A 12,869-nucleotide genomic window follows, 5' to 3' on the forward strand; every position below is an offset into this window, starting at 1 on the left:
AGCCGCAGTCGTCGAAGCGCTTCGATTAGCCACCGTCCGGTCATCGAGGGAGATCACCCATGCGCGGAAGACGCGGCCTGGCCCTGCTGGCGGCCGCTCTGCTCACCGTCCCGCTGACATCCACCCCGGCGCATGCCGCCGAGTCCTTGCCGTTCCGCGACCCGGCCCTGCCGCTGCCGGCCCGGATCGACGACCTGGTCGGCCGGCTCACTCTCACCGAGAAACTGTCCCTGCTGCACCAGTACCAACCGGCCATCCCGCGCCTCGGGCTCGCCGTCTTCAAGTCCGGCACCGAGGCCCTGCACGGCGTGGCCTGGTCCAACGACTACGCCGCCGGCGGCGCCAAGGTCGACGCGACGGCGACGGTCTTCCCGCAGGCCGTCGGCCTGGCCAGCACCTGGGACCCGGAGCTGATCCGGCGGGTCGGCGCGGCCGTCGGCGACGAGGCGCGCGGGCTGCACGCGGGCAACCCGACGGTGTGGGGCCTGAACCTGTGGGCGCCGGTGGTCAACCCGCTGCGCGACCCGCGCTGGGGGCGCAACGAGGAGGGTTACTCCGAGGACCCGCTCCTGACCGGGGCGATCGCCACCGCGTACGGGCAGGGGTTGCAGGGCGACGATCCGGCGCACCTGAAGACGGCGCCGACGCTCAAGCACTACGCGGCGTACAACAACGAGACCAAGCGCGACCAGACCTCGTCGAACGTGCCGCAGCGGGTGCTCAACGAGTACGACCGCAAGCCGTTCGAGATCCCGCTGCGCCACCACGCGGCGACCGGCGTGATGTCCTCCTACAACCTGATCAACGGCCGGCCGGCCACCGTCGACCCGGATCTCGCCGGCCTGGTCCGGAGCTGGAGCGACCAGCGGCTCTACAACGTCACCGACGCCTGGGCGCCGACCAACCTGACCGGCTCGCAGGCCTACTTCGCCACCCAGGCCGAGGCCGACGCCGCGGTGGTCAAGGCCGGGCTGGACAGCTTCACTGTCAACGACACCAACGGCGAGCCCACCGTCACCGCGCTCCAGCAGGCCCTCGACCAGGGGTTGCTCACCGAGAAGCAGGTGGACACGGCGGTCGGTGACGCCCTGAGCATCCGGTTCCGGCTCGGCGAGTTCGACCCGGACGGCGGTCCGTACGCCACGATCCCGGCCTCGGTGGTGGACAGCCCGCAGCACCGCAAGCTCGCCCGGGAGGCGGCCGCCGACGCGATGGTGCTGCTGAAGAACGCGTCCGGCATTCTGCCGATCAAGGCGGGCGGCTCGGTCGCGGTGGTCGGCCCGCTCGCGGACACGCTCTACACCGATTGGTACGGCGGACAGCTCCCGTACGCGGTGACGGCGCTCGACGGGATCACCGAGCGTGCCTCCGCCACGGTCGGCGCGACCGGCGCCGACCGGATCGCGCTGAAGGACGTCACCACGGGCCGCTACGTGACCGCCGCCGACCCGGACGCGGTCACCGCCACCGCCACCTCGACCGGCGGCGCCGCCCAGTTCGACACGGTGGACTGGGGCGACGGGGTGTCCACGTTGCGCAACGCCGCGAACGGCAAGTACCTCGCCTACAACTGGGGGCCGTTCGTCACCCACGACACCGCGCCTACCGGGTGGTTCGTCCAGCAGCAGTTCAAGGTGGAGGACCAGGGCGACGGGACCGTGGTGCTGCACTACGCCGGCTACGAGACGCAGGAGAGCTGGTTCGGCGCGAACACCTACGTGACGGTGGGCGCCGACGGCAAGCTCGGTCTCGGCTCGGCGACAGCCGCCGGTGCCGCCCACTTCGCCAAGGAGGTGCTGGTCGACGGGGTGCGGGCGGCCGCCGACGCGGCGCGCACCCGGCAGACCGCCGTCGTGGTGGTCGGGACCAACCCGTTCGTGGCCGGGCGCGAGGCGCACGACCGTACCGGGCTGAGCCTGGGCGCGCGGCAGGAGGCCCTGATCACGGCGGTGCGGGCGGCCAACCCGCGGACCGTGGTGGTGCTGCAGAGCAGCTACCCGATCAGCCTCGCGGCCCGGGGCGTCCCGGGCGTGGTATGGACGACGCACGCCGGCGCGGAGACCGGCCACGCGCTGGCCGACGTGCTCTACGGCGACGTCGACCCGGCCGGCCGGCTGACGTCGACCTGGCCGATGTCGGCCGCCGACCTGCCCGCCGACCTGAACCAGTACGACATCATCAAGTCCCGGCAGACCTACCAGTACGCCGGCACGAAGCCGCTCTACCCGTTCGGCCACGGGCTGTCGTACACGTCGTTCCGGTACTCCGGGCTCAAGGCCGGCGGCGGCGAGGTCAGCGTGACGGTCACCAACACCGGCAAACGGGCCGGCGACGAGGTGGTCCAGCTCTACACCCACCAGCGCACCTCCCGGGACGTCACGGCGGTGAAGACGTTGCGTGGCTTCCAGAAGGTGCACCTCGCGGCCGGCCGGAGCAGGACCGTGACGTTCACGCTGACACCGCGCGACCTGGCCCACTGGGACGTCACCCGGCAACGCTGGGTGACCGAGACCTCGGTCTACGACATCCTGGTCGGCGCGTCGTCGAGCGACATCCGGCAACGGGCCGCCCTGCCGGTGCGCGGCGAGACCATCCCGGCCCGCGACCTGTCCGCGATGACCAGGGCCGAGACGTTCGACGACTACTCCGGGGCCCGGCTGCTCGACGAGAGCAAGGCGGGCGGGACGGTGGTCGGGGCGGTCGCCGCCGGTGACTGGATCGTCTTCCGCGACGCGGCGCTGCGCGGCGGCAAGAGCTTCACGGTACGGGCGGCGGGCGCCGGGTCGGTGCAGCTGCGGCTGGGCTCCCCGGCCGGGCGCCTGCTCGGGACGGCCACCGTCGCCGGCACCGGGGGCGTGTACTCGTACGCCGAAGTGTCCGCCCCGGTGGCGGCCGTGCGCGGCCGGCAGGACGTCTATCTGGTGCTCAGTCCGGGATTGCGGGTGGCGTCCTTCCGGATCCGATGAGACTCGCGGCGGGGAATCGGATGGGAGCGGGTTCCCCGCCGCGACCGGCGTGTGGAGTCCGGGTGTCCCAACACACCCGGACTCCACACGCCACCCCGCACCCCGCGCACCGAGCCGTCCGGGCGCCGGGTCGTGGTGGGACGGCCCCCTCGCGTGTGCGGTGCGTGATCACGCAGGTGGTTAGGATCGGCGAGGGGAGCGCGGTCGTGGGCCGGGACCGGGAGACATGGGGAGGCGCAGTGCCGACGATCAACGACGTCGCCCGGGCGGCAGGTGTGTCGCCCAGCACGGTGTCGTACGTGTTGAGCGGCCGCCGCCCGATCTCCGCGGAGACCCGGGCCCGGGTCCAGGCCGCCATCGCCGAGCTGGGCTTCCACCCGCACGCCGGCGCCCGCGCCCTGGCCAGCAGCAAGACGAACGTGCTGGCCCTGGTCGCGCCGCTGCGGGTGGACGTCAACGTGCCGGTCATCATGCAGTTCGCCACCGCGGTGGTCACCGCGGCCCGCACCCACAACCACGACGTGCTGCTGCTGACCAAGGACGAGGGCACCGCCGGCCTGGAGCGGGTGGCGCACAGCACCATGGTCGACGCGCTGATCCTGATGGACATCGAACGCGACGACGTGCGCCTGCCGGCCATCCGCCGGCTCAAGCAGCCGTCGGTGCTGATCGGCCTGCCCGCCGACCATGCCGGCATCGCCTGCGTGGACCTGGACTTCGAGGCCGCGGCGGCGCTCGCGCTGCGGCATCTGGCCGGGCACGGGCACCGGCGGATCGGGCTGGTCGGCCCGTCCCCGGCGGTCTACCAGCGCCAGACGACCTATGCGGACCGGTTCCTGACCGGTTTCCTGCGCGCCTCGGCCGACCTGGGCCTGCGCACCGCCACCCACCCGACCGAGCCGGGTACCGACGGTGTCCGGGCCGCCCTGGCCGACCTCGACACCGAACTGCCCGGGCTGACCGCCCTGGTGGTGCACAACGAGGAGGCGCTGCGGCCGCTCCTCGACCTGCTGCGGGCCGCCGGCCGGCGGGTGCCGGAGGACGTCGCGATCGTGGCGATCTGCCCGCGCGACGTGGCGACGAGCATGCCGGTCAATCTGACCTCGATCGACATCCCGGCGCACGACGTCGGGACGCTCGCCGTGGAGACGGCGATGCGGCTGCTGGACCACCGCCGGGTCGAGTTCACCCGGTTGCTCGAGCCGAGCCTGGCCGAGCGGGACAGCTGCCGGGAAATCCCGCCGTCACACCGTTGACATCTCCGTCGCCGGTTTCATAGCGTCTGCGCAAGGCGGTTGTCGAAGCGCTTCGACAGAGGCTGTCGATTCGTCGAAGCGTTTCGACTGCGGCTCGCCCCCACTCCTCAGCCAGTCCCCCTGGGAGGACATCCACATGATCACTTCGCGGCGTGGCCTGCTGGCCGGCGCTTTCCTGATGACCACGGCGCTCGCCCTCGGCGCCTGTGGCGGCGGCGACTCCGCCGACGAGGGCGCCGACGCCAAGACGCTCACCCTCTGGCACTACGAGGGCCCGACCAGCGCGATGGGCGTCGCCTGGAACAAGGCGATCGAGATCTTCAAGACCAAGCACCCCGGTGTCGAGGTCAAGTTCGAGGAGAAGAGCTTCGAACAGATCCAGCAGAACGCCCAGATGATCCTGAACTCGGACAGCGCGCCGGACATCTTGGAGTACAACAAGGGCAACGCGACCGCCGGCCTGCTCTCCAAGCAGGGACTGCTCACCGACCTCTCCGACGAGGTGAGCAAGCGCGGCTGGGACGCCAAGCTGAGCGGCAGCCTGCAGACCACCGCGAAGTACGACGACGACGGCATCATGGGCAGCGGCAAGTTCTACGGCGTGCCCAACTACGGCGAATACGTCATGGTTTATTACAACAAGGCGATGTTCGACAAGTACAAGATCGCCGTGCCGACGTCGCTCGCCGAGTTCACCGCCGCGATGGACACCTTCGTCAAGAACAAGGTCACCCCGCTCGCGGTCGGCGGCGCCGAGTACCCGGCCCAGCAGATCTTCTACGAGCTGGCCCTCGCCAAGGCCGACCGGGCGTTCATCGACGACTACCAGCTCTACAAGCACAAGGTGGACTTCAACGGCCCGGTGCTCAGCTACGGCGCCAGCACCTTCGCCGACTGGGTGAAGAAGGGCTACCTCAGCAAGGACTCGGCCGGCATCAAGGCCGAGGACATGGGTGTCTCCTGGGAGCAGGGCAAGTTCCCGATGCTGGTCTCGGGCAGCTGGTGGTACGGCCGCTTCGCCAGCGAGGTGAAGAACTTCGACTGGGGCACCTTCCTGTTCCCCGGCAACAGCCTGCACCCCGGCTCCAGCGGCAACCTCTGGGTGGTCCCGGCGAAGAGCAAGGCCAAGAGCCTGGCGTACGACTTCATCGACATCACCATGTCGCCCGAGGTGCAGAACCTGCTCGGCAACAGCGGCGGTGTCCCGGTGGCGGCGGACCCGGCGGCGATCACCGACGCCAAGAACAAGGAGCTGATCGCCAACTTCAACAAGCTCACCTCCTCGGACGGGCTCGCGTTCTACCCGGACTGGCCGGCCCCCGGCTACTACGACGTGCTGGTCGCCGGCACCCAGGGCCTGATCAACGGCTCGAAGACGCCGCAGGCGTTCCTCGACGAGATCGCCAAGCCGTACACCGAGAACCTGGCCGACCTAGGTAAGTGAGCGGGGTCGTGGGCGGCTTCGAAGGGGCCGCCCACGACGAAGAAAGGTTCCGGTCGTGAAGAATCGCGGATACGCCGTCTATCTCATCCCCGGCATCGTCGCCTCCACCGCGGTGATCATCGTCCCGCTGGTGATGACGATCTACATCAGCTTCACCAAGTGGACCGGGATCGGCAGCCCTCGCTGGGTCGGTGTCGAGAACTACACCCGGCTCTTCGAGGACGCCAACTTCTGGGCGTCGTTCGGGCACATCCTGCTGCTGATCATCGCGATGGCGGTGGTGCCCACCTTCCTCGGCTTGGTCCTGGCCGCGGTCCTGTTCGACTACGTGGCCAAACGGTTCTCCGACCGGTGGGCCTCGGCGCTGCGGTCCGGCTACTACCTGCCGCAGGTGCTGCCGGTCGCGGTCACCGGCATCATCTGGGGCTGGATCCTGCACCCGAGTTACGGCGCGCTGAACCGGATCCTGGCGGCGGCTGGGCTCGGCTCGCTGGCCCGCAACTGGCTCGGTGACCCGAAGTACGCCCTGTACAGCGTGATGGCCGTGATGATCTGGTTCCAGCTCGGCTATCCGATCGTCATGTTCATGTCCGGGCTGCAGCGCATCGACCCGGAGCTCTACGAGGCGGCCGACCTGGACGGCGCGACCTGGTGGCAGCGGTTCCGGAAGATCACCATCGCGATGATCCGGCCCGAGCTGTACGTGGTCCTGGTGACCACCACCATCGCCTCGCTCAAGATCTTCGGGCAGATCTTCGTGCTGACCCGCGGCGGCCCGAGCAACGCGACGCTGGTGCCGTCCTACTTCGCCTACAAGAACTTCTTCGAGAAGGCCCAGGTCGGGTACGGCTCGGCGATCTCCACGGTGCTCACCGTGCTGATCGTCGTGCTGGCCTTCGTCTTCCTGCGCCTGCAGAACCGTGCCGAGCGGAGCTGATGACCGATGACTGTCACCGCCACCCGGGCGCCGGAACGTCGTACCGAAACCCCACAACCGTCGCGGGAGCGGCGGCCGGGCCGCTTCCTCATCCTGGCCGGCCTGCTCGTCCTGCTGCTGCTGATGGTCGCGCCGCTGCTGGTGGTCGCGGTCAACGCGGTCAAGAGCCCGGCCGACTACGCGTCGCACGGGCCGCTGTCGGTGCCCGATCATCTGTACTGGACGGGCATCGTCGACTTCTGGAACCGGGTCGACTTCGGACTCAAGCTCTGGAACAGCTTCCTCACCAGCCTGGTGGTGGCGGTGCTGGCGGTGATCCTGTCGGTGTTCAACGCGTACGCGCTGGGCATCGGCCGGGTCAAGGGCCGGATCTGGTTCCTGGTCTTCTTCCTGGTCGCCAACCTGTTGCCGCAGGAGGTGCTGGTCTACCCGCTCTACTACCTGGCCAAGCAGCTCGGCCTCTACGACAGCCTGTTCTCGATCATCATCATCTTCACCGTCGTCCAGAGCGCCTTCGGCACCTACCTGCTCACCTCGGTCTACACCGAGTTCCCCAAGGAACTGCTGGAGGCGGCGGCGATCGACGGCGCCGGCCGGTGGCGGGCCCTCTGGCGGGTGGTGGTGCCGGTCAGCCGCCCGACCCTCGCGGTGCTGTTCACGTTCTTCTTCATCTGGACGTGGAACGAGTTCTTCCTGCCGCTGATCTTCCTGATCTCCAACGACAACCAGACCGTCCCGGTGGCCCTGGGTGTGCTCCAGGGCGACCGGATGATGGACGCCACGACCACCAGCGCCTCCGCGCTGATCGGCATCGTCCCGGCGATGGTCTTCTTCCTGATCTTCCAGCGGACCCTCACGCGCGGCATCGCCGCCGGCGCCATCAAGTGATCTTTAGAAAAGGACACACATGAAGTTCACCGACGGTTACTGGCGTAAGCGCGACGGCCTCACTGTTCTGCATCCCGCCCACCATCTGGACAGCGTCCCGGGACCGGACTCGCTCACCGTGTACGCCGCCACCAAGCGTATTCAGGACCGGGGGGACACCCTCGACGCTCCGCTGATCACGGTCACCCTGTCCGCGCCGATGGACGACGTCATCCGGGTCACCATCGAGCACTTCCAGGGTGGCGTACCGAAGAGTCCGGTCTTCCCGATCACGGCCGCGGCGGCCGACGTCGCGGTCTCCGAGACCGAGTTCACCTCCGGCGCGCTGACCGCCCGGGTGAACACCGGCGACCACTGGGGGCTGGATTTCCTGGCCGGCGGCAAGCGGATCACCGGGAGCGGCTGGAAGGGGATGGGCGTCGTCTCCGGTGCCGCCGGTGACTTCGTGCACGAGCAGCTCGATCTGGGGGTCGGCGAGGTCGTCTACGGCCTCGGTGAGCGCTTCGGGCCGCTGATCAAGAACGGCCAGAGCATCGACATCTGGAACGAGGACGGCGGCACCAGCAGCGAGCAGTCCTACAAGAACGTCCCGTTCTACCTCACCAACGCCGGCTACGGCGTCCTGGTCGACCACCCCGGCAAGGTCTCCTTCGAGGTGGCCTCCGAGATGGTCACCCGCACCCAGTTCAGCGTGGCCGGGCAGGCGCTGTCCTACCTGGTGATCCACGGCCCGACGCCGGCCGACGTGATCCGCAGGTACACCGCGCTGACCGGGCGGCCCGCGCTGCCGCCGGCCTGGTCCTTCGGACTCTGGCTGACCACCTCGTTCACCACCTCCTACGACGAGGAGACGGTGAACAAGTTCGTCGACGGCATGGCCGACAGGGACCTGCCACTATCGGTCTTCCACTTCGACACGTTCTGGATGCGCGAATTCAACTGGTGTGACTTCGAGTGGGACACCCGGATCTTCCCGGACCCGGCCGGCATGTTGAAGCGCCTCGCCGGCAAGGGCCTCAAGGTCTGCCTCTGGATCAACCCCTACATCGCGCAACGCTCACCGCTGTTCGCCGAGGGGAAGGCGAACGGCTTCCTGGTCCGCACGACGAACGGTGACGTGTGGCAATGGGACCGGTGGCAGGCCGGGATGGCCCTGGTCGACTTCACCAATCCGGCGGCGCGGGAATGGTACGCGTCGAAGCTGCGCGCGCTCGTCGAGATGGGCGTCGACGCGTTCAAGTCGGACTTCGGCGAGCGCATCCCGGTCGACGGCATCGTGTGGCACGACGGGTCCGACCCGGAGCGGATGCACAACTACTACACGCAGATCTACAACCAGGTGGTCTTCGACGTGCTGCGGGAGGCCAAGGGGGAGGGCGAGGCGGTGCTCTTCGCCCGCTCGGCGACTGTCGGCGGCCAGCAGTTCCCGGTGCACTGGGGTGGCGACAACACCGGCTCGTTCGAGTCGATGGCGGAGAGCCTGCGCGGCGGGCTGTCGCTGATGTCGTCCGGGTTCGGGTTCTGGAGTCACGACATCGGCGGGTTCGAGGGGCTGCCCGACCCGGCGGTGTTCAAGCGGTGGGTGGCGTTCGGGCTGCTCTCCTCGCACAGCCGGTTGCACGGGTCGAAGTCGTACCGGGTGCCGTGGAACTTCGACGAGGAGGCGGTCGACGTGCTCCGCTCGTTCACCCACCTCAAGTACCGGCTGATGCCGTACCTGTTCGGCGCGGCCCGCGAGGCGCACCTGACCGGCCTGCCGGTGATGCGGCCGATGGTCCTCGGGTTCCCGGACGACCCGGCGGTCACCTACCTGGACCGGCAGTACCTGCTCGGCGGGGACCTGCTGGTGGCACCGGTGTTCAGCGCCTCGGGGGAGGTGTCGTACTACGTGCCGGCCGGGCGGTGGACCCACTACCTGACCGGCGAGGTCGTCGAGGGGCCGGGCTGGGTGCGCGAGACGCACGGCTTCGACAGCGTGCCGCTGCTGGTCCGGCCGGGCGCGGTGATCCCGGTGGGCGCCCGCCAGGACCGGCCGGACTACGACTACCGGGACGGGGTGACCCTGCGACTGTTCGATCCGTCCTTCGACCGCACCGCCGTCGTCGTCCCCGGCCCGGCCGGCGCCGACACGGTGTTCACCGTGGTCCGCGCGGGTGACGAGGTTCGGGTGGGGCGCAGCGGCGAGGCCCTGCCGTGGCGGGTCCGGCTGGGTGACGAGGTCACCGAGCTGGCCGCCGATCAGGACGGCTGCACCCTGACCCTGGGCTAGCTGTGACCGGCGGGGCCCATCGGGCTCCGCCGGTCACTCCGGTCCGCCGGGAATCCGGCCCACCGTCTCGATGATCTCCGGATCGTCCCGGAACCGGGTGAGCATCCAGCTCGCCGCCTTCGACAGCGGCTCGCGCACCCGCGGCCGGTCCACTCGCGCAAGGCGCCTCGCCACCTCGGCGGCCAGTGTCGCGGTGATCTGGTCGTCGGCACGGAGCCGGTGCAGAACCAGCGACCCGTATCGGATGTAGTCGTCGTCACCCCACGGCGGGAAGTCGGAGGCGGCGATCTCGGCGCAGCGGCGGTAGCCCTCCGCTGTCGGGCGCAGCCACAGATCCAGCAGAGCGTGCGCGGCGGCCACCGAGCTGTCCCCGGACATCCGCACGAAGGTGTTGACGGCGACGTCCAACGAGCCGGCCAGCGGCTCCACCGCGTGGTTGAGCACGTCCGCCTCCGGGTCGCAGAGCAGATTGGCGCGGCGGCGCATCATCTCCGGACCGAGGTTGTAGTACGTGGAGGCGCGATAGGGACTGTCGCGCAACACCCCGAACGTCCAGTCCGGGTCGATGGGCGGGGCGCCCGGTCCCGCGGAGAGGCGGAGCCGCAGGTCGCGCCGGTCGCCGTCCCAGAACCGCTCGGCGTCGATCGTGTCGACCAGGCCGGTCCAGCCGTCCGGGCCGAGCTGGGAACACCACAGCATCGCCTGCGCGCGCCAGGGGAGAGCCATGTCCCCGTGCTCGGGGTAGAGCCGGCTGACCAGGATCGGGCCGTCGACGCAGAGCAGGAGCAGCAGCAGGTTCGCGGAGTAGGCGGCATACCGCGCGGGCTCGCCCGGGGACAGCGGGCGGTAGCCGGCGAACAGACTTCCCGGCGGGGTGTGGTTGACGTTGCGGTAGAGCCGGGTCAGCACCGCGGCGAGCACCTGCCGCTCCGCCTGGTCGACCGGCTGCGCCATCAGCTCCAGGAACTCGATGATCGCACCCCGGACGCTGAGCGGCTGGAACGACAGCAGCGCGCGCAGCAGGTCGTCGTCGGCCGGGGCGGAGCCGAACGCCATCGTCGAGGCGGCCTCCCGGGCGGCCATGTCGCGCAGCACCTGCCAGGTGAGACGGGCCACCAGGAACTCGCCGAAGGTGGCGTGCAGGAACTCGTACGTCGCCAGGCGGGCGCCGTCCCGCGCGGCCCGCGCCCGGTGGATGAAGAAGAACCGGCCGAGGGTCAGCTCGGCGCCGCCCAGCGGGGTGCGCAGGTCGGCGCCGGCCGGCGGACGGCCCGGCCCGAGCAGCGCCAGCAGGTCCCGCTCCAGGTCGCTCTCGGTCACCCAGAGCGCCGCCCGGTTCACCATGGCGAACGCCACCACCGACAGCCGCCGCAGCTCGCTCTCGACGGCGGCCGGCACCGCCGGCTCGGGAAGACCGGGCCGTTGCTTGGCGATCTCCCGGCCGGCGAAGGTGCGCAGCAACCGCTCGTAGAGCTGGTCGGCGCGCAGGTCGGCGCCGAGCCGCTGCAGCGCGTTGCCGTCCGCGTCGTAGAGCGCGAGCATCAGCAACAGCAGCGGCTGCCCGGCGAGGTCCCGGTGGGCGAGCACCGCCTCGGCGGCGAGCGGCGCCAAGCCCCTCGACGCGAAGTTCCGCGCGTTGACGGTGTTCCAGATGTCCAGCCAGGCGGTGATCCGTTCGTCGTCGAAGGGCTCCAGACGCAGGGCCACGGACTCCTGCGGCGCCCGCGCCCGGTCGGCGACCGCGAGCCGGCTGGTCACGATCACCGCGACCGGGCGGCCCTGCCCCGCCTCCCGCTCCTGGAAGCGCGCCACCCGCACCAGGTAGTCGGTCTGGCTCACACCGGCCGCCTGCAGCAACTCGTCGAAGCCGTCGAGCAGGACGACCGGCATCGCATCGCCCGCCGAACGCGCCAGAGCCGGCCACTCGACGCGCTCGCCGGTGGCCGCGCGGATCGCGTACTCGATCTGGTCCTGCACGCTCTCGGCGGCCGGGACGTCGCGCAGGACGACCCGGACCGGCAGGAAGTCGGCGGCCGGCAGGCGGGCCGCGAGGATCCGGGTGAGCACCGACTTGCCGGAGCCCGGCTGCCCGAGCACCAGCAGCGGTGCGCGGACCGCCCGCGGCGAGGTCAGGTGCCCGATCAGGAACTCCTGCAGGTCGTCGCGGACCGGGAAGCCGGCCCACCAGGACTCCTCGCTCAACGGGCCGGCGGAGGTGACCGCGGCGACCCGGAACCGGGGCGGCACGTAGCCCGCGCCGAGCTCCGGCACTCCGATACCGTCCGGCACGTCACCCGACTCGACGATCTGCTTGCCCAGCTCGGCGCGGTACGCGCGGGCCAGGCCGGCCCGGCGCTGGTCCGGCGCCCGGCCGGTGGAGATGGCCAGCAGCGTCTCCTCGAGCCCGGCCAGGGCCGCCCGGGTGGCCCGGTGCTCCCGCTGACCGGCCCAGAAGGCGACCTCGGGGAAGTCCGCCGCCAGCCGCCGGAACGACTCCTCGTAACGCCGGCAGGCTCGCTCGGGCAGCTGGGCCAGCGCGTCGGCGAACTGCTTGCGCTGGGCGTGGGTGAGACGCTCGCCGACGGCGAGACCGTCGACGAACCGGCTGACCGCCTGGGCCATGTATCGATAGTGGTCGTGCAGCTCCGGCAGGTAGTCCTCGGGCGCCTCCGCCGGCGAGGGGAGCATGATGTCGGCCTCGTTCAGGCGGTCCCGGAAGTCGAGCGCGTCGCCGCCGCTGAGGCGCAGACGGTCCGCGTCGGTCAGTCCGAGATCCCGGAACGGGACGGGCAGGTCGGCGTCGGCAAGGGCCGCGAAGAAGGCGGTGACCACGATGACCGTGTGGGCGGCCTCGAGCCGCCGGGTCCGGCTGTGGCGGGACAGGCCGCCGCGGCGCTCGGCGAACGCGCGGACCAGGTCGTGGCCCAGCCGGACCAGCTCCGCCTTGGCGTCGAAGAGCCCGAGCAGCGCCGGCACCGCCGGGGTCGCGGCCAGCAGCACCCCACCGACGATGTCGTCGAGGGCGGCGACGACCTTGCTGTCCTGGCCGCCGAGCAGCCGGACCGCGTCCGCGTAGCTGAGGGAGCGAGCCATGCCGTCCATCATGGTC

The 12,869-nt window shown here is 70.5% G+C and carries 7 protein-coding genes; 6 read left to right on the forward strand and 1 reads right to left on the reverse strand.

Annotated features, from left to right (window positions below; translation table 11 throughout):
- The first annotated feature begins 59 nt into the window (after window positions 1-59).
- From Actob_RS12145 to yicI, 6 genes are all read left to right on the forward strand, one after another.
- Window positions 60-2,966: a glycoside hydrolase family 3 protein gene (locus tag Actob_RS12145; protein WP_284920219.1), complete on the forward strand. Its 2,907-nt coding sequence runs from the start codon at window positions 60-62 to the stop codon at window positions 2,964-2,966.
- Between the two features lie 239 nt (window positions 2,967-3,205).
- On the forward strand, window positions 3,206-4,222 hold the full coding sequence (locus Actob_RS12150; RefSeq protein WP_284920220.1) for a LacI family DNA-binding transcriptional regulator: 1,017 nt from the start codon (window positions 3,206-3,208) through the stop codon (window positions 4,220-4,222).
- A 136-nt stretch (window positions 4,223-4,358) separates the two neighbouring features.
- On the forward strand, window positions 4,359-5,666 hold the full coding sequence (locus Actob_RS12155; protein WP_284920221.1) for an ABC transporter substrate-binding protein: 1,308 nt from the start codon (window positions 4,359-4,361) through the stop codon (window positions 5,664-5,666).
- A 55-nt stretch (window positions 5,667-5,721) separates the two neighbouring features.
- Window positions 5,722-6,603: a carbohydrate ABC transporter permease gene (locus Actob_RS12160; RefSeq protein WP_284920222.1), complete on the forward strand. Its 882-nt coding sequence runs from the start codon at window positions 5,722-5,724 to the stop codon at window positions 6,601-6,603.
- A gap of 6 nt (window positions 6,604-6,609) precedes the next feature.
- Window positions 6,610-7,491 carry a carbohydrate ABC transporter permease gene (locus tag Actob_RS12165; protein WP_284920223.1) on the forward strand — a complete coding sequence of 294 codons (882 nt, stop codon included), beginning with the start codon at window positions 6,610-6,612 and terminating at the stop codon, window positions 7,489-7,491.
- Between the two features lie 19 nt (window positions 7,492-7,510).
- Window positions 7,511-9,760: an alpha-xylosidase gene (gene yicI, locus Actob_RS12170; protein WP_284920224.1), complete on the forward strand. Its 2,250-nt coding sequence runs from the start codon at window positions 7,511-7,513 to the stop codon at window positions 9,758-9,760.
- Window positions 9,761-9,793: 33 nt separating this feature from the next.
- On the opposite strand, the gene Actob_RS12175 is transcribed toward yicI, so the two are convergent.
- Entirely contained in the window at window positions 9,794-12,853 is a 3,060-nt protein-coding gene (locus Actob_RS12175) for an NACHT domain-containing protein (protein WP_284920226.1), read from the reverse strand.
- Between the last annotated feature and the right edge of the window lie 16 nt (window positions 12,854-12,869).

The sequence above is a fragment of the Actinoplanes oblitus genome, from assembly GCF_030252345.1.
GTDB classification, from domain to species: Bacteria; Actinomycetota; Actinomycetes; order Mycobacteriales; family Micromonosporaceae; genus Actinoplanes; species Actinoplanes oblitus.